Origin of the sequence: Coprococcus sp. RTP21204st1_G4_RTP21204_210225 (genome assembly GCF_040915385.1) — a bacterium.
GTDB lineage: Bacteria > Bacillota > Clostridia > Lachnospirales > Lachnospiraceae > Allocoprococcus > Allocoprococcus comes.
On record NZ_JBCPDP010000007.1, the window covers coordinates 58,930 to 81,904 of the forward strand.

The window sequence follows — 22,975 nt, forward strand, 5'->3', positions numbered from 1 at the left end:
ATGAGTTTACAAGTTGAACAGTTAGAACACAATATGGCGAAACTCACAATCGAAGTTTCAGCAGAAGAATTAGAAGGAGCACTTCAGAAAGCATACCAGAAACAGAAAAGCAGAATTAATGTTCCTGGATTCCGTAAAGGAAAAGTTCCGCGCCAGCTCATCGAAAAGATGTACGGACCGGAAATCTTCTATGATGATGCAGCAAACGCTCTGATTCCGGAAGCATATTCAAAAGCATACGATGAAAGCGGACTTGAGATCGTATCTCAGCCGAAGATCGATGTAACACAGATCGAAAAAGGAAAACCGTTCATCTTCACAGCTGAAGTAGCTACAAAGCCGGAAGTAGAACTTGGCGAATACAAAGGAATCGAAGTTCCGAAATATTCTAACCGCGTAACACAGAAAGAAATCGACGCTAAGCTTGAGGAAGAACAGCTTAAGAACGCAAGAACAATCACAGTAGAAGGACGTCCGGTACAGGATAAAGACGAAGTTGTCCTTGATTTTGAAGGATTTGTAGACGGAGAAGCTTTTGAAGGTGGAAAAGGAGAAAACTATCCGCTGACAATCGGTTCAGGATCTTTCATTCCGGGATTTGAAGAACAGCTGATCGGTGCAGAACCGGAAAAAGAAGTTGAAGTTAAGGTTACATTCCCGGAAGATTACCATGCAGAAGACCTCAAAGGAAAAGAAGCTGTATTCAAATGCACAGTTCATGAGATCAAAGCAAAAGAACTTCCGGAGCTTGATGATGAATTTGCTTCAGAAGTATCAGAATTCGATACTCTTGATGAATTAAAAGCTGATATCAAAGCTAAGATCAAAGAGCAGAAAGTAAACGATGGCAAGAGAGCACAGGAAGATGCAGCTGTAGATGCGATCATCGAATCAGCTAAGATGGATCTTCCGGAAGCTATGGTTGATACACAGGCAAGACAGATGCTTGATGAATTCGCTCAGAGAATGCAGCAGCAGGGACTGACTCTTGACCAGTATATGCAGTTCACAGGCATGACAGCTGATAAGATGATGGATGAACTTCGTCCGCAGGCTGAGAAGAGAATCAAGACAAGACTTGTTCTTGAAGCAATTGCAAAAGCAGAAAACATCGAAATCACAGATGAAAAATTAGACGAAGAGATCGCTAAGATGGCAGAAGCTTACCAGATGGAAGCTGACAAGCTTAAGAGCTTTATGGGTGACAAAGAAAAAGAACAGATGAAGCAGGATATGGCAGTTCAGGAAGCAATTACATTTGTAGTTGACAATGCCGTAGAAAAATAAGTATCTGTTTTGTACTTTAATATAGCAGGAGGAGTGTTACATGAGTAGTTTAGTACCTTATGTCGTTGAACAGACAAGCCGTGGAGAACGCTCTTACGACATTTATTCAAGACTTTTAAAAGATAGAATCATTTTCCTGGATACCGAAGTGAATGATGCATCAGCGAGCCTGATCGTAGCGCAGCTGCTGTTTCTGGAAGCAGAAGATCCGGAAAAGGATATCCAATTTTATATTAACAGTCCTGGCGGATCGATTTCAGCAGGTATGTCGATCTACGACACTATGAATTACATCAAATGTGACGTCTCTACGATGTGTATGGGAATGGCTGCAAGTATGGGAGCCTTCCTTCTCGCAGGCGGAGCAAAGGGAAAGAGATATGCCCTTCCGAATGCAGAGATCATGATTCACCAGCCTTCAGGCGGTGCACAGGGTCAGGCAACCGAGATTGAGATCAATGCACAGCATATTCTGAAGATCAGAGAAAGAATGAACAGATTGATGGCTGCAAATACAGGTCAGAGTTATGAGACAATTTGTGCAGATACGGAAAGAGATAACTGGAAGACTGCCGAAGAAGCTTTGGCATATGGATTGATTGATAAGGTTATTACAAGCCGTTAACGGGAAAAGGGAATGTCCTTATTGGGACATTCCCTTTACGTGTAAAAAAGTGCGAGGTAAGAATATGGCAGGAAAATATGAAGAAATCGTAAGATGTTCTTTTTGCAATAAACCACAGAGTCAGGTACGCAAGATGATCGCCGGACCAAATGGGGTGTTTATCTGTGACCAGTGTGTGGATGTATGTACTGAGATCATTGAAGATGAACTTGGTTATGAAGAAGAAAATGCATATGATGATATCAATCTTCTGAAACCGGAAGAAATCAAGGCATTTCTGGATGATTATGTGATCGGACAGGACGAAGCAAAGAAAGTACTTTCTGTTGCGGTATATAATCACTATAAGCGTATTATGGCAGAAAAAGATCTGGGCGTGGAGCTTCAGAAGAGTAACATTCTGATGGTAGGACCGACAGGATGCGGTAAGACTTTTCTGGCACAGTCTCTCGCAAAAATTCTGAATGTACCGTTTGCAATTGCAGATGCAACTGCGCTTACAGAAGCAGGATATGTCGGAGAAGATGTAGAGAATATTCTTCTTAAGATCATTCAGGCAGCAGATGGCGATATTGAACGTGCAGAGCACGGAATCATTTATATCGATGAGATTGACAAAATCACAAGAAAATCTGAGAATCCGTCGATTACCCGTGATGTATCAGGAGAAGGTGTTCAGCAGGCACTTCTGAAGATCCTGGAAGGTACAATCGCAAATGTACCGCCACAGGGTGGACGTAAGCATCCGCAGCAGGAGATGATCCAGATTGATACCACCAATATTTTATTTATCTGTGGTGGAGCGTTTGAGGGAATAGATAAGATCATAGAGAACAGAATAGATAAGAAATCCATTGGATTTGAGGCACAGATCGCGCAGCGGCATGAGGAAGATATCGACCGGCTTCTGCAGCAGATCCTTCCACAGGATCTTGTGAAGTTCGGACTGATCCCGGAACTTGTAGGACGTGTGCCGGTAACTGTATCCCTGGAACTTCTGGATAAGGAAGATCTGATCCGCATTCTGACGGAACCAAAGAATGCGATTGTAAAACAGTACCAGAAGCTTCTGGAGCTGGATGATGTGGAACTGGAATTCGACAAAGAGGCGCTGGAGGCGATTGCTGAGACTTCCCTGAAGCGTAAGACAGGAGCCAGAGGACTCCGTGCGATCATGGAAAATGTAATGATGGATATCATGTATAAAGCACCGTCTGATGAGAATCTGAAATACTGTCTTGTGACAAAAGAGGCAGTACTTGGGGAGAAAGCACCGAGTACAGAAAAGATCGAGGCAAGACCGGAAAGTGCATAAGAAAATCAGACGTATGGAAATGGGTGCTGACGGTTAAGGCCAGAAGCATCCATTTTTATTTAACAGGAGAAAAAACTATATGAACAGAACAGAAAGTCTGCCAATGGTTGCCCTGCGGGGAATGACAATTCTGCCGGAGATGGTGGCACATTTTGACATCAGCCGGGAACGCTCGATTGAAGCGGTTCAGGAAGCGATGGCAAGCGACCAGAAGATTTTTTTGCTGACACAGAAAGATGTGGAAGTGGAAAATCCGGGAGAAGCAGATCTCTACCGTGTGGGAACAGTTGCGACAGTAAAACAGATCATCAAACTGCCAAAACAGATTCTGCGGGTGCTTGTATCAGCAGAAGAACGGGCGGTTTTAAATACAATAGAATTTGCAGATCCGTATCTTCGGGCAAATATTACGATCCCGGAAGAGAGTGATCCGGATATTGCAGGTGAGATCAACCGGGAAGCGATGATGCGGGGACTTCGGGATCTGTATCTGGATTATGCGGCGAGAATGCCGAAGATCACAAAAGATATGGTAAACCAGATCAAAGAGATCACGGAATTGAAAAAGATGGTGAATCAGGTGGCAGCGAATATGCCTCTGGATTACCGGGAATTGCAGGAAATCCTGGAAGAACTTGATTTTGACAGACGTTATGAGCTTATTTCCTTTAAGTTGGTCAATGAGATGCAGATCATGAACATCCGCGATGAGATCCAGATGAAGGTGAAAGAGCGTGTGGATAAGCATCAGAGAGAATATATCCTGCGCGAACAGTTGAAGTTGATCCGAGAAGAGCTTGGTGAGGATACTACAATTTCCGATGCGGAGGAATTTGCACAGAAGACAGAAGCGCTGGATGCACCGGATGAGGTAAAAGAAAAGCTGAAAAAAGAGATCAGCAGATTTAAAAATTCCATGCAGAGTCCGGCAGAAGCGGGCGTGATCCGTACATATATTGAAACCATGCTGGAAATGCCATGGAATAAGCGGGCTGAGGATTTTACAGACATTGCATATGCGAAAGAGCTTCTGGAAGCAGAACATTACGGACTGGAAGAGGTTAAAGAACGTGTGCTGGAGTTTCTGGCAGTACGTGCTCTTACGAAAAAGGGTGACAGCCCGATCCTGTGTCTGGTAGGTCCTCCGGGAACTGGAAAGACATCCATTGCAAGATCACTTGCAAAAGCACTGAAAAAACCGTATGTGAGAATTTCTCTTGGCGGTGTCCGTGATGAGGCTGAAATCCGTGGACACAGAAAAACTTATGTTGGTGCAATGCCGGGACGGATCGCAAACGGTATTAAGAGCGCCGGGGTAAAGAACCCACTGCTCCTTCTGGATGAGATTGATAAAGTCAGCACAGACTATAAGGGAGATACTTTTTCTGCGCTTCTAGAGGTGTTAGACAGTGAACAGAACAACCGTTTCCGTGATCATTATCTGGAAGTCCCGGTCGATCTGTCTGAGGTGACATTTGTAACGACGGCTAACTCGCTGCAGACAATCCCCCGGCCACTTCTTGACCGTATGGAAGTAATTGAGGTCAGCAGTTATACGGAGAATGAAAAGCTGCATATTGCGACAGAACATCTGATTCCAAAGCAGTTGGAAAGACATGGACTAACAAAAGAACAGCTTACGATCAGCAAGGGCGTGATCTGGAAAATTGCGCAGAACTACACCAAGGAAGCCGGTGTGCGTCAGATGGAGCGTGAAATCGGTAATATCTGCAGGAAAGCTGCCAGAGAGATCTATGAACATGATAAAAAGAGAGTTCAGGTAACAGAGCGGAATATTGAAAAGTATCTTGGAAAAGAAAAGTACACCTATCAGATGGCAAATGCCGAGGATGAGGTGGGAATCGTCCGTGGTCTGGCATGGACCAGTGTAGGAGGAGATACCCTGCAGATTGAAGTGAATGTAATGCCGGGAAAGGGTGAGATCATTCTGACGGGACAGCTTGGCGATGTGATGAAAGAATCTGCGCAGGCAGGAATCAGTTATATCCGGTCAATCAGCAGTAAATATAAGGTTGCTGAAGATTTCTTTGAAAAACATGATATCCATATCCATATTCCGGAAGGGGCAGTTCCGAAAGATGGACCTTCAGCCGGCATTACGATGGCGACTGCGATGCTCTCTGCAATTACAGACAAGAAAGTGCGTGCCGATCTTGCCATGACGGGTGAGATTACGCTGCGGGGAAGAGTACTTCCGATCGGAGGACTGAAAGAGAAGCTCCTGGCGGCAAAGAATGCCGGAATCAGGACGGTACTTGTACCGAGGGAGAACAAAAAAGATGTGGATGAACTTTCTTCTGAGATCACAAAGGGACTGGAGATTATTCCGGTATCGCAGATGGAAGAGGTTCTGAAAATCGCACTTATGCGCACACGGAGGAAAAAAGATGGTAATTAAGAATGTAAATCTGGAAACAGTCTGTGGAATTACAAGTAAATTGCCGGATCACACCTTGCCAGAGATCGCATTTGCCGGAAAATCCAATGTCGGTAAATCCTCTCTGATCAATGCACTGATGAACCGGAAGGCGCTTGCCAGAACTTCGGCAAAACCTGGAAAAACACAGACCATCAACTTTTACAATATCAACGAAGAAATGTATCTGGTGGACCTTCCGGGATACGGTTATGCAAAGGTTTCCGAGCAGGAGAAGGCACAGTGGGGAAAGCTGATCGAGCGTTATCTTCATGGCTCTAAACAGCTGCGAGCCGTCTTCCTTCTGATCGATATCCGTCATGATCCATCTGCGAACGATAAGATGATGTATGACTGGATCGTGGATCAGGGATTCAATCCGATCATTATCGCGACAAAGCTTGATAAGCTGAAGAGAAGTCAGGTACAGAAGCAGGTAAAGGCAATTAAGACCGGACTGAAGCTGCTTCCGGGAACTGTTGTGATTCCTTTCTCAGCAGAGACAAAGCAGGGACGGGATGAGATCTGGAATCTTGTAGACACAGAATTCCTGGGAAAAGGAACAGAGGAATAACCTTGAAAAATCCATTGCATTATCAGTTTTCGGATTATGATTGTGGACTGACGTCCATGCAGAATGCGAGCAGCTTCCTCAATGCATCCAAACAAGATGTATGGCGATTCGGGCGCTGATACCTCAAGTGGGTTGCATCAACTAAGATACGGGGAGAAAAAGTTCACCCCCACAAATTCCACTTTGGGCGGGATTTGTGGGGGTTGCTTTTTCTACTTTGTTGGTAAGAAAAGCAAGTGGAATATCAATTTATAGGATGTGAATATTATTTTGCTTTATTACCACACTATGTATATTTTGTTCTTTACATCAGTTTTCTGAAGAGATCTTTGAGGTCTTCTACGGAAGCGTCTTTCGGGTTTCCTGGTGCGCAGGCGTCGGCGTGGGCGGATTCTGCGAGGAACTGGAGATCTTCTTCTTTGAGGGCTTCGAGTTTGGATGGGATTCCTACGTCTTCGGAGAGTTTGCGGACTGCGTCTACAGCTGCTTTTCTGTATTCTTCCTGAGACATGTTATCAACATCTTTCACTCCCATTGCGCGGGCGATTTCACGGTATTTTTCGCCTGTGCAGTCTGCGTTGTATTCCATTACGATTGGAAGCATCATTGCACATGCAACACCGTGTGGTGTGTCATAGACTGCTCCAAGGGTATGAGCCATTGAGTGAGCGATTCCAAGACCTACGTTTGAGAAGCCCATTCCGGCGATGTACTGTCCAAGAGCCATTCCTTCTCTTCCTTCTTTAGTGTTTTCAACAGCACCGCGGAGAGATTTGGAGATAATCTCTATTGCTTTTAAGTGGAACATATCTGTCATTTCCCATGCGGCTTTTGTGGTGTAGCCTTCGATCGCATGAGTTAATGCATCCATACCGGTTGAAGCGGTCAGTCCTTTTGGCATAGAAGACATCATTTCCGGGTCTACAACAGCGATGATTGGCATATCATGTGGGTCTACACAGACGAATTTACGTTTCTTTTCTACATCTGTTACTACATAGTTGATCGTAACTTCTGCTGCAGTACCGGCTGTTGTCGGAACGGCAATGATCGGAACGCAAGGTTTCTTTGTCGGAGCTACACCTTCCAGGCTTCTTACATCTTCAAATTCCGGGTTTGCGATGATGATACCGATTGCTTTGGAAGTATCCATAGAAGATCCGCCGCCGATTGCGATGATGTAATCAGCACCTGAATTTTTGAAAGCCTGTACACCGTGCTGTACGTTCTCGATAGTCGGGTTTGCTTTGATATCAGAGTAGATTTCGTAAGCAAGTCCTTCTTTGTCTAAGATATCTGTTACTTTGGAAGTAACATTGAATTTGATCAGATCCGGGTCAGAACATACAAGAGCTTTTTTGAAACCGTGAGCTTTTGCTTCTGTTGCAATCTCTGCGATTGCACCTGCTCCGTGATAAGATGTCTGATTTAACATAATTCTGTTTGCCATGATACATATCTCCTTTTCGTTTATGGTAAAACCACTTGTTTCTGATACTATTTTAACAATAAGAAGGCGGTAAAAAAAGTTACAGAATATGAAAAGTGTAACATTTATACAAAAGCTTAAGACAAAATATGCAAATTAGTGAAGAGTTGCACAAGTTTTTCCGGCATGCCAAGTACCAGTTGTTTTGCAAGCTGCGCAGGCGGAAATTTCATTCCGCCAAGCAGCCATTTGACAGTCATGTAAATCGAGCCACGGCAGTACATCTCTAAAAGAAATGAAGTTTCTGCATCCGGGCGTCTTCCGGTTTTCTGGAAAATAAGGTTTGAATAGAATTCCAGAATCAGTTCAAAATCATGTTCTTTTAAAGAGTTCTGATCGTCAGAGCGGAATGCTGCAGCGAAAAACAGGTGCTCTTCCTTTAAATATTCAAATTTTTTGACCAGTCCGTCATAAACAGTGGTACCTTCTCCCATATGTTCAAATGATTTTAGAAGAAGTTTGTCAAAATACCAGTTGATCAGATCGTATTTATCAAGAAAATTGCGGTAAAAGGTCTGGCGTGTGACGCCACAGACTTCCACAATCTGGCGGATGGTGATATCATCGACAGAAGTGGTCTTCATGCAGGTTTTCATTGCTTCGGCGAGCCGGTATTTGGTAGATTCGGATTTGGCCATGTTCAATTCTCCTTAATCGTAGGCATGTTTTTTTCTATATAAGTAGTACGGTATGATCAAAGCTGTGGTAGTGATCCAGGAAATCGGATAACTAAGCATTACACAGGTTGTGGTATGGTGTGCCGGTAAGACAAACATAATCCACGGAATACGGATCAGACATACGCCGCCAAGTGTGATCAGTGTCGGCAGCAGGACATCGCCGGTTCCGCGAAGTGCACCGGAGAGAACTTCAATAAATACATAAATAGTGTAGCACGGTGCCATAAAACGCAGCATATCAATACCGATATTGATCACATTTTGATCTGTCGTAAAAATTGAGAACAGTGGGTGGCAGAAGATGGCTAAAAACAGCACGATCCCTCCGCACACAGCCACAGCCATTGCAAGGCAGATACGGACACTTTTGAAAATACGTTCTTTTTTACCTGCTCCATAATTTTGTCCGGCAAAGGTTGTGATCGCAATTCCGAATGCTCCGTTGACTGTCCAGAAAAGCGCATCCAGTTTACCAAAAGAAGCCCATGCAGCGGCAGTATCGGTTCCGAAACCATTGATTGCTGCCTGAATAATGATATTGGTAATACTGTACATAAATGCCTGCAGTGCACTTGGAATACCGATGCGGAATTCCATACGCAGCTTCAAAAGGTCTATGTGTAGTTTGCTCAGATAAAGCTTGCAGTCATCATATTTTTTCATCAGTGCATTGGTGACAAGGATTGCACTTACTGCCTGTGAAATAATGGTTGCGATAGCGGCTCCGACAATTCCCATATCAAATACGATTACCAGTACCAGATCGAGGATGATGTTTAGAAAACAACAGACGATCAGGTAATATAGTGGTCTGCGGGAATCACCGATGGAGCGCATGATGGCTGAGCCTATATTAAAGATCAAGGTACCGAAAATACCTAAAAAGTAAATCCGCAGATAAAGAATAGAATCCGCAAGTGTATCTGCAGGTGTATCGATGAGCTTCAAAAGAAATGGTGTTAAGGCCCATCCGAGTATTGTAAATACAATACTGAGGATAACGGAAAAAGCATAAGCGGTATGCAGACTCTTTTGCAGATTCCGCTCATCCTTTGCACCATAAAACTGGGAAACAATTACAGATGCACCGCTTGCAAGTCCCGTAAAACATCCGATGATCAGATTGGAAAGAACGGCAGAAGATCCCCCGACTGCGGCAAGTGCGCCCTTTCCGACAAAACGACCGACGATGACAGCATCTACGGTGTTATAAAGCTGTTGAAACAAAGTTCCAACTACAATAGGAAAGAAAAAAATCAATAATTGCTTCCAGATAACTCCTTCGGTAATCTGATTGGTTTTTGTACTTTCGTTTGACATGTTAATAACCTCCAATGAAAAAACTAAAAAAACATACCTAAACGAAGTATAACATGAAGTCGGAAGAAAAGATATCAGATGAAGAGAAGTTTCATAGAAATAAAACCAACTTTGACTAACACCGTATGAAATGGTACAATTGAAACACTACGAGAAAAAAGGAGTACAAAGAAATTATGGAAAAAACAGTTGAAGCAGTAATCTGCGGACATGAAATTACATCAGCAGAGGTAGATGCATTTATCGCAAGCCTTCCGAGAGAACAGCAGGTATACGCATCCCATCCGGATTTCCGCAAACAGTGTGTTGATCAGCTGATCGCAGTTTATGCACTTGCAAAATATGGTGAAGAAGAAAAGTTAGACGAGACAGAAAAGTTTAAAGCAATTCTGGAAAATGCAAGAAAAGATATCCTTGCACAGATGGCGATCGGCAAGATTTTTGAGGGAATCATAATTTCAGATGAAGAGATCAGAGAATATTTTGAAGCAAACAAAGCAAGATTTGCAAAAGGAGCATCTGTTCATGCAAAACATATTCTGGTTGATTCCGAAGACAAATGTAACAAACTACTTGAATCCATCGTAAGTGGTGGGAAAGCATTTGAGGATGTTGCAAAAGAATCTTCTACCTGCCCGTCAGGAGCAAACGGTGGAGACCTTGGCGAATTCGGAAAAGGACAGATGGTCAAAGAATTCGAAGATGCCGCATTTGCAGCAGAAATCGGACATGTGGTTGGACCGGTCAAGACACAGTTTGGATACCATCTGATCAAAGTGGAAGATAAGAAAGAAGCCGAAGATGCGAAGCTTGATGATGTAAAAGAGCAGATTAAGAGTGAGATCATGCAGAAAAAGCAGCAGGAGGCTTATACCGCGAAGGTGGAAGCACTGAAGAAGAAATATATGGCATAGTATTTGCCAGGATTTCATTCGATTGATAAAAAACAGCAGGACAGATTAATTTTTATCGGATCTGCACCCATTGCGCAGGCAATCCTTCTATCTGGAATCACTTGTGCTGCCAACTCTCATTTATGAAATATTTGTGAAAACTCCCCCGCAGATTTGACGAAACACGAAAAAAGTTGTAGTATATATGACGGAATTGTTACAGAAGTGTTAAGAAACGGAGGTACGGATGCAGATTCGCAGTGCAGCAAAATGGATCGCAGTGGCAGCAGGGATACTGGTTGGCGCCGTTATCGTAGGATTTACATTAAAAGATACTACATATATAGAAGCAAAATTAGAACAGATCAAAGGAGCAAGACAGTCTGTTACAGCAGTGGAGAAAACGACAGCAAAGACGCAGAAGATAAAAAATGCGGAAATAGTGAAAGAGACACCCCTTCCGGAGAGTAGCTGTATTTCTGATTTTGCATTTACAGGACAGATGCCGGAGCTTCCTACCGGATGTGAGATCACATCTCTTACAATGACTTTGAATTATTATGGATATTCTGCAGATAAGATGGCAATGGCACTCGAATATTTACCGACAGTTGGATGGACCAACACTTATTACGGAGACAATGAAACTTTATATGGAAATGATATTTACAATTATTTTATAGGAAATCCACAGTCAGAGACGGATGGATTAAGCTGCGGAGCAGGAGCAATCGTGACGGCAGCAGATGGCTATCTTGCAGATAATGGAAATGCAATGAAAGCAGAGGACGAGACAGGATCAGAGCCGGAACAGCTGTATCGTTTTGTAAGTGAAGGAACCCCCGTGGTTGTATGGGGAACAATTGGTATGGAAGAACGTCAGATAATGGAAAGCTGGAATACGGAAGATGGAAGAGAAGCCAGCTGGGCGATGAACGATCATTGTGTTGTACTGATCGGATACAGTGCAGACAGTGTGACTGTTGCAGACCCGATCGAAGGGATTGTGAGCTATGACAGAGCACAGTTTGAATCGGCTTTTCGTTCCAGAGGTAATCAGTGTGTGATTTTGAAGAATGTACAATAGAGAAGTGGGAGGTACTTTGCAGATAAAGACAGTCTGTGAAGTATCTCTTCTTTATATATGTGATGAGTTGAGTGCAGAGTTTCGTCTGCTTAAGGAAAGAAGATCAGGATTGTAAAAATATTTGAGAAGAAGTTTGCCAAAGGATTGACAATTATTTGTTTTTTTGGTATCTTTAGACTATGGTACAAACGTTAGTCTAAAAAAGCGAAATGACAAGAAGGAGAGCTACCATGAATTTAGTAACGAATATTCAGAAGTATTCGATCCATGACGGAGATGGAATCCGTACTACTGTATTTTTTAAAGGATGTCCATTAAAGTGCGAGTGGTGTCACAACCCTGAGACACAGCGTTTTGAGAGAGAACTTCAGTGTGATAAAGAAAAGTGCGTCGGATGTGGAACCTGTGCGAAGGTCTGTCCGAACAATGCCATCACTATGGTAGATGGAAAGCCGGAGCTTGACAAAGAGAAATGTCAGCTTTGCGGAAAATGTGATAATTTCTGTCCGCAAGGCATTCGGGAGATTGTCGGGCAGGAGTATCCGGTAAAGGAACTGGTAAAAGAATTGATGAAAGACCGGATGTTTTATGAACAGTCCGGCGGTGGAGTCACACTTTCCGGCGGGGAAGTGATGGCGATGTCAACGGATTATATTTTACAGATCGCGAAAGCACTTAAAAAAGAAGAAATTTCGCTTACCATTGACACCTGCGGATATGTTTCGTATGATAAATTTGAAGCAATTTTACCGTATGTAGATACGTTTTTATATGACGTCAAAGTGATGGATCCGGAATTACATAAAAAGTATATCGGAGTTGACAATAAGCTGATTCTGGATAACCTGGTGAAGCTTTCGGATGCAGGGGCAAGGATTTACGTCCGAATCCCGACGATCAAAGAAGTGAACGGCAATGTGCAGAACATGGAAGATACCATTCATTTTCTGAAGAAACACGGCATTCATCCGGCACAGGTCAATCTGCTGCCTTACCATAACACAGGAAGCAGTAAATATCCGAAGCTGGGTATGGAATACAAGGGAACTGATTTACATGCACCGGAAAAAGAAGAGATGGAAAGTTTTGTAAAGCTTTTTCAGGATGCGGGGTATACCAACACAAAAATAGGAGGATAAAAAAATGGCAAGAGGCATGAATGAAAGAATTCAGAAGCTGAGAGAACTGAGTGTTACAACACCGGTTCACATTGATCTCGAAAGAGCAAGAATCGAGACAGATTTTTACAGAAAAAATGATGGAAAATATTCGATTCCGGTTATGAGAGCCATGGTATTAAAAGAATATTTTTCAAAGAAGACACTTTATCTGGGAGACGGTGAGCTGATCGTTGGTGAAAAAGGAAAAGATCCACAGGCGTCTCCTACATTCCCGGAACTTTGCTGCCACAGCAAAGAAGATATGGTAGTTATGAGTGAACGTGATCTCGTATCTTTCCATACAACAGAAGAAGATCGTGAGATCCAGGAGAAGGAAATCATTCCTTACTGGTCAGGACGAAGCATGAGAGAGAAGATCCTTGCAGCTATGACTCCGGAATGGAATGACTGCTATTCAGCAGGTATGTTCACAGAGTTCATGGAACAGAGAGGACCTGGACATACATGCGGTGGTGAACAGAACTTTAAAGTTGGATATCTGGAATACAAAGAAAAGATCAAAAAGACTATGGATGCGCTGGATTTCATGAATGATCCGGAAGCTACCGATAAAATGGAAGAACTCAAAGCGATGGATATTGCATGTGATGCAGTAATCATCCTTGGTGAGAGATATCACAAACTGGCTCTTGAAATGGCAGAAAAAGAAGCAGATCCTACTCGTAAGAAAGAATTAGAGCAGATCGCAGCCAACCTGGAAGTTGTACCGGCTCACAAACCGCAGACCTTCTGGCAGGCAATCCAGTTATACTGGTTTACACATCTTGCGGTTACAACAGAACTGAACCCATGGGATGCATTCAGTCCGGGACGTCTGGATCAGCATCTGATTTCTTATTATGAAGCAGATACAGAAGCAGGAATCCTTGATGACGAGAAAGCAAAAGAACTGCTTGAATGCTTATGGATCAAATTCTACAACCAGCCGGCACCGGTTAAGGTTGGTATTACCTTAAAAGAAAGTGCTACTTATGTAGACTTTGCGAATATCAATACAGGTGGAGTTACACCAGATGGTAAAGACGGTGTAAATGCAGTCAGCTACCTGATCCTTGACTGTATGGATGAGATGAAGCTTGTACAGCCGAACTCTAATGTAACCATCAGCAAGAAAACACCGGCACGTTTCCTTAAGAGAGCATGCGAAATCTCAAGAAAAGGATGGGGACAGCCAGCATTTTATAATACAGAAGCCCAGATCATGGAACTTGTCAATGCAGGTAAATCTCTGGAAGATGCCCGTCGTGGTGGATCTTCAGGTTGTGTAGAGACAGGAGCATGGGGAAGTGAAGCATATATCCTGACCGGTTATATGAATATTCCGAAGATTTTCCAGCTGACTCTTTACAACGGTTATGATGCAATGTCAGGCAAACAGCTCGGACTGAAGCTTGGTTATGCAAAAGATTTTAAGACATTTGATGAACTGTGGAATGCATTCAAGAAACAGATGAAGCATTTCATCGATATCAAGATCCGTGGAAACAACGTAATCGAGAGATTATATGCAGAAAATATGCCGGCACCGTGTCTTTCCGTTGTAACAAACGACTGCATCAGTAATGCAAAAGACTACAATGCAGGTGGAGCAAGATACAACACCAACTACATTCAGGGTGTTGGTATCGGAACTGTTACAGACTGTATCGCAGCTGTTAAATACAATGTATATGATAAGAAGAACTTCACAATGGAAGAACTGGTCGAAGCAATGGATCATAACTTTGAAGGATACGATGCAATCTATCGTATGGTACACGATAAGACACCAAAATATGGTAATGATGATGACTACGCAGATGATCTGATGCAGGATGTATTCTATCTGTATCATGACCTGATCACAGGACGTCCGACTATGAGAGGTGGAAAGTACGGAGTTGATATGCTTCCTACAACCTGCCATGTTTACTTCGGAGATGTGATCGGAGCAACAGCTAACGGACGTAAAGCACACATCCCGGTTTCAGAAGGTATTTCACCGGAGAAATCCGCAGATGTGAACGGACCGACAGCAGTTATCAAATCCTGCGCTAAGATGGATCATCTTGCTACAGCAGGAACACTTCTGAATCAGAAGTTCACACCGGACGTTGTAGCAGGAGAGAAAGGTCTTGACAATATGGCAAGTCTGATCCGCAGCTACTTTGCAATGGATGGACATCATGTACAGTTCAACGTTATCGACAGAAAGACTCTGCAGGAAGCGCAGAAGCATCCAGAAGATTACAGAGATCTGATCGTGCGTGTTGCAGGATACAGTGATTTCTTCCGTAACTTAAGCAAACCGCTTCAGGATGAGATCATCAACCGTACAGAGCAGTCATTCGAATAGAAAATAACCAGAGAAATTGAAAAAGGTTAAATAAAGGAAGAGGCAGGAGCACCGCAATGCAGAGAGTAATCTGTGTGTGGTGCTTCTGTTTTTTTTGAACAATGAAAAACATTTTCAAATTTCATTGACATATAAAAATAATGTGATAAAATGAAAACGATTTCCAAATTGAAGGGAGGAGGTCAGTATGGCAAAAGCACCATATAAAACAAAACAAATGACCGAAATACTTACCTTCCTGAAATCGGTACAGGGAAGACATGTTACCGTGAATGAAATCTGCGATTTTTTCAGGGAAAAAGGGATTTCCGTCGGAACCACGACCATTTACCGTCATCTGGAGAAGATGGTGAAAGAAGGTCTGGCCGCGAAGTATGTAATAGACGGTTCGAGCAGTGCCTGTTTTGAATATATCGGAGATCATGGGGAAGAATATGAAAACTGCTATCATTGTAAATGTGAGAAATGTGGAAAGCTGATCCATTTACAGTGCAATGAGATAGAAAGCTTAAAACAGCATATGCAGCAGCATCATGATTTTCAGATGGATCCGCATCGTACTGTGTTTTACGGAATCTGCGGTGAATGCAGTAAGAAAGAATAAATAAAATTTATTAACAGATGAAATCTGGGAAAGGAGAAGGAGATGGATACAGGAAAGAAAAAAAGTATAGCAGCGGTTATATGTATTTTTCTTATATTTGTAACCTTTGCTTCTCTTTTTTATGTTGCCAGAGAGGAAGATCATAACTGTACGGGAAAGGACTGCCCGATCTGTGCCTGCGTTCATCAGGCAAAGCAGGTCCTTCGGAATCTGGGAACAACACCTGCAGTAGGATTTTTTGTCAGTCCGGTGATCTTTATCGCAGAAACTGTTATTTTGCCGGGGTTCTGGATCATTTTGTCGATTTCGTTAGTTCATCAAAAGGTAAGATTAAATGATTGAATAAAACTTTTTATAAAGCAGAAAGGGTATGAAAAGTCATACCTTTCCTTTGGATATGATGAGCATGTATGGCTGTCTGTAAAAAATGCAGAAGTGCTGAGTAAGGCAATTGCAGACGCGCTGGAAAAAGCAGACCCGGATCATAAGAATATTTATCAGGAGAATGCATCTGCATACAGTGAAAAGCTGAAAGACCCGGATGCTAAGTACCAGGAAGTTGTTGATGGCGCGTCACAAAAAACACTGCTGTTTGGCGATCGTTTTCCATTCCGTTATCTGGTAGATGATTACGGATTAAGCTATTATGCTGCACTTGTCGGATGAAGATTATCCGGAACAGGAAACAGAAATTATCGTTCAAGGAACGTTCGAGACATATAAAGAACCAAATGATGAGACTTTGTATTGCAGGATCACAGATGCGGATATGCAGATAAAAAAATAAGAAGAGAAAAGATGGATCATGAAGGAATACGGGAAAAAGATTAGCAGATATTTGATGAAAAACAAAAAAGGAAGATTTTATTGTGTGGCAGGTGTGTTATATCTGCTGGCAATTTTGTTTGTCATGAATGATGCCTGGCTGTATCAGACACCGATCGTGAAAGTGACAAAAGTGGTGACAATTGTAGAAGGGAAAAGCAAAAGTACACGTGGAACAGAAGAAACGAAATATAAGCAGAGTCTTTATGGCAAAATCATAAACGGAGAAGACAAAGGAAAAGAAGTCCGGATTGCCAATGAATACACAACAACAGAAATGGCTGACCAAAAATACCATAAAGGTGACCGGGTGTTTTATAAGGGATCATCGATCATTGGAGTAAAGCGGGATACGATGCTGGTTGTTATGCTTGGCTTCCTTGCACTTCTGCTCCTTGGGATTGCCGGACGGCAGGGCGGTTTGACGATCATAACAGCAATGATGAATATCCTGATTTTTGTGATCGGTTTCTGGACGGCGGATGACACATCGGAAATTCTAAGTGTATGTAGCAGACTGATCCTTTTTTTTGCAGTGGTAACGCTTGTTGGATTAAATGGAATCCACAGGAAAACTTTTGCCGCATTATTGACAACACTATGTGTCCTGCTTATGATCATGGGGATATTTGATCTTGTTATGCAGCATATGGAAGAACTGGATTATTCGACGATGGAATATCTGGGCAGTATTGATAATCCGGATGAAATTTTCCATGCAGAGATCCTGTTGTCAGGACTCGGTGCCATCATGGATGTGGCGGTTGCCATATCGGTGGCTTTAAGCGAGATTGTTGAGCAGAAACCGGAAGTAAAATTTGTGGAACTTTTCCGTTCGGGCAGAGAGATCGGATATGACATTATGGGAACAATGATCAATGTGCTGTTGTTTGTGTTTGGCTGCGGTCTGATCCCTACATGTTTGATCCGGATGAACAATGAGGTGCGTTTTGTTACCATTGTAAAATTGCATATTCCATGTGAATTATGCCGTTTCTTTGTAGAAAGTATCGGAATTGTACTGGCGATCCCAGTGTCTATTTTCATAACAGCAGTTATGATGAAACTATCTGTGAAAAAGAGGGAAAAAAGATGTTGATCATATTGGGACTGATTCTAATGATAGTAATAGTGCTTGTTGGAGGGGACAGAGGCGCCATGTCTCTGATCGCTCTGGCGGGAAATATTTTGTGCCTGAGTCTTGCAATCTGGCTTTATGCCGTCGGAGCACCCGTGTTTCTGGTTACTGCCGGTGCAGGAATTTTAATTTCCTGTATCACTTTGTTTTATCAAAATGGGACGAATATTAAAACCTGGAGTGCATTTCTTGCGGTTGCAATTACAATGTGTGTGTTATTTGCATTTATTTATCTGGTCGTATGGAAAAGCGGGGCGGGAGGCTTGAATGAGATCCAGGCAGCCGGAGAAGATGTTTTCTATTATAATATGAACCTGGATATCAGTATGCCCAAGGTTGCAACAGCCGTAATTGTACTCAGCACGTTAGGAGCTGTGATCGATATGGCACTGACAGTAACAACTTCCGTATATGAGGTGAAATGTCATAAGCCGGATATCAAAATGAACAAACTGGTTCAAAGTGGAATGAAGATTGGAAAAGATGTGATCGGAACAACGGTTAATACGTTATTGTTTGCATATCTGGGAGAATCGCTGTTGTTATTTGCGTATTTGAGAATGCAGAATTATTCCATTGAGTTGTTGCTTAACTCCAAAATTCTTTTTCAGAACTGTATTTCCATGATTTTTGGAGCAATTTCCTGCACAATGATAATGCCGGTTTCAGCGGTTTTGATCGCAAAAAACTGTGAGCTTTTTGATTGGATGGAAAATAGTAAATAGCAGGTTGACAGCAGGGAAATATCTGTGATAAACTTGTTTAGGATTAAACTGTTTACGGATGAACAATTTATTCGTGAACAGTTTTCTTTTTTTTGAAGAAGCAAAAAGTGGAAGGAGGAAAGTCATTTGTGTGAAGGATGTGAAGAGCGAATCCACGTAGGACATCAGGTGCACCGGATAGACCGTTCGATTTCAAAACTGCTGGAAATGCGTGTAAAAGAAGAAGGACTGGATGAGATTGCCCTGATGCATGGCTGGATCTTACGTTATCTATATGAACATCAGGATAAGGAAATTTATCAGAAAGATATAGAAAAGTATTTTGGTATCTGCCGTTCAGCGGTAACAAATATTATCCAGACTCTGGAGAAAAAAGGGTACATCTGCCGTGCATCGGTTGCAAATGATGCGCGTCTGAAAAAAGTAATGCTGACAGAAAAAGGACGGGAAAACCATGAAAAACTGGGAGAAATTTTTCAGAAAATGGATGCGCAGTTGGAAGAAGGCATTACAGAAGAAGAATTACATGCATTTATGCATGTGATCGATAAAGTTTATTACAATATGGGAAAAATGAAAGGAGAGAATTCATGATTCGGACTTTATTAAAAGAAGTAAAAGAATATAAAGCGGCATCGATCGCAACACCGTTTTTTATGATTCTGGAAGTATTGTTTGAGACATTGATTCCATTTCTGATGGCATCTATTATCGATAAGGGTGTCAATACCGGAGATATTCACCATATTTACAAAGTTGGTGGAATTATGATTGTGGCTGCATTTTGTGGCCTGCTTGCCGGAATGGCAGGAGGACGATACGGAGCAAAGGCTTCGACCGGGTTTGCGAAGAATTTGAGAAATAAGATGTTCGATCAGATCCAGACCTATTCGTTTGCAAATATTGATCATTTCAGTACAGCAGGTCTGGTTACACGTCTGACAACAGATGTGACCAATGTGCAGAATGCGTACCAGATGATGCTGCGTATGATGATGAGAGCACCGGCAAGTATGATCTGTGCAATGGTGATGGCATTTACGATCAATGCCAGACTGGCAAGTATTTACCTTGTGGCAGTTGTGATCCTGGGAGTGATCCTCTTCTTTATCATTCGTCATGCAACGGCTTATTTCCAGCAGGCATTTCCAAAATATGATGCTTTAAATGCATCCGTTCAGGAAAATGTATCTGCGATCCGTGTAGTAAAAGCATATGTAAGAGAAGAACAGGAAACAAGTAAATTTCAGTATGCAAGTAAGAATATTTACGATATTTTTGTAAGAGCAGAGAAAAATGTTATATGGAACTCACCGATCATGATGTTCACTGTTTATACCTGCATCATCCTGATCAGCTGGTTTGGTGCAAAGATGATCGTAGTGAAATCGTTGACAACAGGAGAGTTGATGAGTCTTCTTGCATACTGTATGAACATTCTGATGAGTCTGATGATGCTGTCTATGGTATTTGTCATGATTTCCATGAGTATGGCAAGTATGCAGCGTATAGCAGAAGTACTGGATGAAACCAGCGATATCCATAATCCGGAACATCCGCTTTATGAAGTGGAAGATGGAAGTATTTCATTTAAGAATGTAGATTTTGCTTACAAAAAAGACAGTGCAGAGAAAGTCCTGAAGAATATCAATCTGGACATCCATTCCGGTGAGACGATTGGCATCATTGGAGGAACCGGAAGTGCGAAGACGAGTCTGGTGAATCTGATCAGTCGTCTGTATGACGTGACAGGCGGAGAAATCCTGGTTGGCGGAAAGAATGTCAAGGATTATGATCTGGAAGTACTGAGAAACCAGGTATCTGTTGTATTGCAGAAAAATGTACTGTTTACCGGAAGTATTCTGGATAACTTGCGCTGGGGAAACAAAGAGGCGACCGATGAAGAATGTATGGAAGCATGTCGGCTTGCATGTGCAGATGAATTCATTGAGCGTTTCCCGGATAAATATAATACCCACATTGAGCAGGGAGGAAACAACGTATCCGGTGGTCAGAAGCAGAGACTGTGTATTGCAAGAGCACTGCTTAAGAAACCGAAGATCCTGATCCTGGATGACAGTACCAGTGCGGTAGATACTGCTACAGATGCAAAGATCCGCCGTGCATTCCGTGAAGAAATCCCGGATACAACAAAGCTGATCATTGCACAGCGTGTATCCAGTGTGCAGGATGCAGACCGTATCATCGTTATGGATGAAGGGCAGGTTCATGGATTTGGTACACACGAAGAATTGCTGAAGACCGATGAAATTTACCGCGAAGTATACGAATCGCAGACTCAGGGCGGAGGAGATTTTGATGAAAACGGAGGTGAAGCATAATGCCAAGACCGATGGGAAGACCACAGAATAAAGTGAAATATCCGGGGAAACTTTTGATGCGTCTGATAAACTACATTTTCCGTGATTATAAAATTCATTGTATTGCAGTATTTATCCTTATATTTGTAGGAGTTATCGCAAATGTGCAGGGAACGATGTTTACAAGAGATCTGATCGACAAATATATTACACCGTTCCTGCTGTCTGACGGTACACCGAACTTTTCACCGCTTGCACATGCAATTGAAAGGGTTGCGGTATTTTACGGAATCGGAATCGTTGCGACTTACGCATATAACCGTATCATGATCAATGTGACACAAGGAATGATGATGAATATGCGTAATGAGCTGTTTGAACATATGGAAAAGCTGCCGATCAAATATTTTGATACCCATGCACATGGTGATATCATGTCAATTTACACGAACGATATCGATACCCTGCGGCAGATGGTCAGCCAGAGTATTCCGCAGATCATCAACAGCGGATTTACGATCATCAGTGTATTTGTCAGTATGTTGATCTTAAATATTCCACTTACGGTTGTGACGATGATCATGGTTGCAATTATGATATTTGGTACCAAGAAAGCCGCCGGACAGAGTGGGAAATATTTCCTGGAACAGCAGAAAAATCTTGGAAAAGTCAATGGTTATATTGAAGAAATGATGAATGGACAGAAGGTTGTCAAGGTCTTCTGCCATGAGGAAGAAAGTAAGGCAGAATTTAAAGAGCTGAATGAGGCACTTTTTGTAAGCGCAGACCGTGCGAATACCTATGCAAACTACCTCGGACCTTTGAATGCGCAGATCGGAAATATCAGTTATGTAGTCTGTGCGATTGTCGGAGGTGCCCTTGCGCTGAATGGTGTGGGAGGATTTACACTGGGTGCACTGGCAAGCTTTCTGACATTCAATAAAAGCTTTAGTATGCCGATCAACCAGGTCAGCCAGCAGATGAATGCTATTGTAATGGCACTTGCAGGAGCAGAGCGTATCTTTACCCTTCTGGATGAGAAAGTGGAAGTAGATGACGGGTATGTGACTCTGGTCAATGTGAAAAAAGAAAATGGAAAACTTATAGAATGTAAGGAACATACCCGATGCTGGGCATGGAAGCATACACATCAGGCAGATGGTTCGGTAGATTATATTGAGCTTAAGGGAAATGTAGTATTTGATGGTGTGGATTTCGGGTACAATAATGATAAGATCGTGCTTCATGATGTGAAATTGTATGCAGAGCCAGGACAGAAAATTGCCTTTGTAGGTTCGACAGGAGCAGGAAAAACAACCATTACAAATCTGATTAACCGGTTTTATGATATTCAGGATGGAAAAATCCGCTACGATGGAATTAATATAAACAAGATTCGGAAAGCGGATCTGCGACGTTCCCTTGGAATTGTACTGCAGGATACACATCTGTTCACAGGAACGGTAAAAGACAATATCCGTTTTGGAAAACTGGATGCAACAGATGAAGAAATCTTTGCAGCAGCAGAATTGGCAAATGCAGATGGATTTATCCGCAGACTTCCGGAAGGATATGATACGGTCATCACCGGGGATGGGGCAAACTTAAGCCAGGGACAGAGACAGCTTCTTGCAATTGCCAGAGCAGCAGTTGCAGATCCGCCGGTACTGATCCTGGATGAGGCTACAAGCTCTATTGATACGCGTACTGAACGTATTATTCAGGAAAGCATGGACAGACTGATGCATGGACGTACTACGTTTGTGATCGCACACCGTCTGTCTACGGTTCGGAATTCCGACTGTATCATGGTCCTGGAACAGGGACGCATTATCGAAAGAGGTACCCATGACCAACTGATTTCAGAAAAGGGAAAATATTATCAGTTGTACACCGGGAATGCAATTGCTGAATAAGATTCAAAAGACAGGATGTTACTGTTCACAGTACCTGTGACCAGCAACGCATCTCGCCATTTTAAATCGCCTTTGGCGATGGGCGAGATGCCGTTCAAGATAAAACGTGCATCCTCCGTGCCAATCAGCGTAGTGATTGACACGGGAGTGAACAGTAACAACAGGATTCAACAAAATTTACATAAATTAAAAAATACTATCAATTTTTTTGTGCATACGCTAT

General features: G+C 42.6%; 20 protein-coding genes. 17 read left to right on the top strand and 3 right to left on the bottom strand.

Annotation, left to right across the window (positions count from 1 at the left end):
- The 5 genes from tig to yihA all read left to right on the top strand — a co-directional run bounded on the left by tig (window position 1) and on the right by yihA (window position 6,238).
- Complete coding sequence (gene tig, locus AB5213_RS08500; RefSeq protein ID WP_055246719.1) at window positions 1-1,287, top strand: trigger factor; 1,287 nt, start codon at window positions 1-3, stop codon at window positions 1,285-1,287.
- A gap of 40 nt (window positions 1,288-1,327) precedes the next feature.
- On the top strand, window positions 1,328-1,912 hold the full coding sequence (clpP, locus tag AB5213_RS08505) for an ATP-dependent Clp endopeptidase proteolytic subunit ClpP (RefSeq protein WP_008374523.1): 585 nt from the start codon (window positions 1,328-1,330) through the stop codon (window positions 1,910-1,912).
- Window positions 1,913-1,976: 64 nt separating this feature from the next.
- Window positions 1,977-3,227 (top strand): ATP-dependent Clp protease ATP-binding subunit ClpX, encoded by a 1,251-nt coding sequence (gene clpX, locus AB5213_RS08510; RefSeq protein ID WP_008374524.1) that lies wholly within the window; start codon window positions 1,977-1,979, stop codon window positions 3,225-3,227.
- 79 nt (window positions 3,228-3,306) lie between these two features.
- The gene (lon, locus tag AB5213_RS08515; protein WP_055246717.1) at window positions 3,307-5,646 is read left to right on the top strand and encodes an endopeptidase La; all 2,340 of its coding nucleotides are present in this window, start codon (window positions 3,307-3,309) and stop codon (window positions 5,644-5,646) included.
- On the top strand, window positions 5,636-6,238 hold the full coding sequence (yihA, locus tag AB5213_RS08520) for a ribosome biogenesis GTP-binding protein YihA/YsxC (protein ID WP_008374529.1): 603 nt from the start codon (window positions 5,636-5,638) through the stop codon (window positions 6,236-6,238). The genes lon and yihA overlap by 11 nt, the downstream gene beginning before the upstream one ends.
- 304 nt (window positions 6,239-6,542) lie before the next feature.
- Here the strand turns inward: yihA and fucO are convergent, their stop codons facing one another.
- From fucO to AB5213_RS08535, 3 genes are all read right to left on the bottom strand, one after another.
- Window positions 6,543-7,688 carry a lactaldehyde reductase gene (gene fucO / locus AB5213_RS08525; RefSeq protein ID WP_055246715.1) on the bottom strand — a complete coding sequence of 382 codons (1,146 nt, stop codon included), beginning with the start codon at window positions 7,686-7,688 and terminating at the stop codon, window positions 6,543-6,545.
- Window positions 7,689-7,804: 116 nt separating this feature from the next.
- Window positions 7,805-8,365 (bottom strand): TetR/AcrR family transcriptional regulator C-terminal domain-containing protein, encoded by a 561-nt coding sequence (locus tag AB5213_RS08530; RefSeq protein ID WP_055246713.1) that lies wholly within the window; start codon window positions 8,363-8,365, stop codon window positions 7,805-7,807.
- A 12-nt stretch (window positions 8,366-8,377) separates the two neighbouring features.
- Window positions 8,378-9,727 carry an MATE family efflux transporter gene (locus AB5213_RS08535; protein ID WP_055246711.1) on the bottom strand — a complete coding sequence of 450 codons (1,350 nt, stop codon included), beginning with the start codon at window positions 9,725-9,727 and terminating at the stop codon, window positions 8,378-8,380.
- Window positions 9,728-9,903: 176 nt separating this feature from the next.
- On the opposite strand from AB5213_RS08535, the gene AB5213_RS08540 reads away from it, so the two are divergent.
- From AB5213_RS08540 to AB5213_RS08595, 12 genes are all read left to right on the top strand, one after another.
- On the top strand, window positions 9,904-10,641 hold the full coding sequence (locus AB5213_RS08540) for a peptidylprolyl isomerase (protein WP_008374535.1): 738 nt from the start codon (window positions 9,904-9,906) through the stop codon (window positions 10,639-10,641).
- 226 nt (window positions 10,642-10,867) lie between these two features.
- Window positions 10,868-11,707 (top strand): C39 family peptidase, encoded by an 840-nt coding sequence (locus AB5213_RS08545; RefSeq protein WP_055246709.1) that lies wholly within the window; start codon window positions 10,868-10,870, stop codon window positions 11,705-11,707.
- Window positions 11,708-11,937: 230 nt separating this feature from the next.
- Window positions 11,938-12,846 (top strand): trans-4-hydroxy-L-proline dehydratase activase, encoded by a 909-nt coding sequence (locus AB5213_RS08550; RefSeq protein ID WP_055246707.1) that lies wholly within the window; start codon window positions 11,938-11,940, stop codon window positions 12,844-12,846.
- A gap of 4 nt (window positions 12,847-12,850) precedes the next feature.
- The gene (gene hypD / locus AB5213_RS08555; RefSeq protein ID WP_055246705.1) at window positions 12,851-15,223 is read left to right on the top strand and encodes a trans-4-hydroxy-L-proline dehydratase; all 2,373 of its coding nucleotides are present in this window, start codon (window positions 12,851-12,853) and stop codon (window positions 15,221-15,223) included.
- A 187-nt stretch (window positions 15,224-15,410) separates the two neighbouring features.
- Window positions 15,411-15,827, top strand: a complete 417-nt coding sequence (locus tag AB5213_RS08560) for a Fur family transcriptional regulator (RefSeq protein ID WP_055246703.1) — start codon at window positions 15,411-15,413, stop codon at window positions 15,825-15,827.
- Between the two features lie 42 nt (window positions 15,828-15,869).
- Window positions 15,870-16,169 (top strand): hypothetical protein, encoded by a 300-nt coding sequence (locus tag AB5213_RS08565; protein ID WP_055246701.1) that lies wholly within the window; start codon window positions 15,870-15,872, stop codon window positions 16,167-16,169.
- A 93-nt stretch (window positions 16,170-16,262) separates the two neighbouring features.
- Window positions 16,263-16,493, top strand: coding sequence for a metal ABC transporter substrate-binding protein (locus AB5213_RS08570; RefSeq protein ID WP_055246699.1), 231 nt, complete (start codon window positions 16,263-16,265; stop codon window positions 16,491-16,493).
- Window positions 16,494-16,632: 139 nt separating this feature from the next.
- Window positions 16,633-17,751, top strand: coding sequence for a YibE/F family protein (locus AB5213_RS08575; RefSeq protein WP_022220302.1), 1,119 nt, complete (start codon window positions 16,633-16,635; stop codon window positions 17,749-17,751).
- Entirely contained in the window at window positions 17,745-18,515 is a 771-nt protein-coding gene (locus tag AB5213_RS08580) for a YibE/F family protein (protein ID WP_055246697.1), read from the top strand. Before AB5213_RS08575 ends, AB5213_RS08580 begins: the two co-directional genes overlap by 7 nt.
- A 126-nt stretch (window positions 18,516-18,641) precedes the next feature.
- Window positions 18,642-19,109: a MarR family winged helix-turn-helix transcriptional regulator gene (locus tag AB5213_RS08585; RefSeq protein WP_055246695.1), complete on the top strand. Its 468-nt coding sequence runs from the start codon at window positions 18,642-18,644 to the stop codon at window positions 19,107-19,109.
- Complete coding sequence (locus tag AB5213_RS08590) at window positions 19,106-20,857, top strand: ABC transporter ATP-binding protein (protein WP_055246693.1); 1,752 nt, start codon at window positions 19,106-19,108, stop codon at window positions 20,855-20,857. The genes AB5213_RS08585 and AB5213_RS08590 overlap by 4 nt, the downstream gene beginning before the upstream one ends.
- The gene (locus AB5213_RS08595) at window positions 20,857-22,752 is read left to right on the top strand and encodes an ABC transporter ATP-binding protein (protein WP_008374550.1); all 1,896 of its coding nucleotides are present in this window, start codon (window positions 20,857-20,859) and stop codon (window positions 22,750-22,752) included. Before AB5213_RS08590 ends, AB5213_RS08595 begins: the two co-directional genes overlap by 1 nt.
- The last annotated feature ends 223 nt before the right edge of the window (window positions 22,753-22,975 follow it).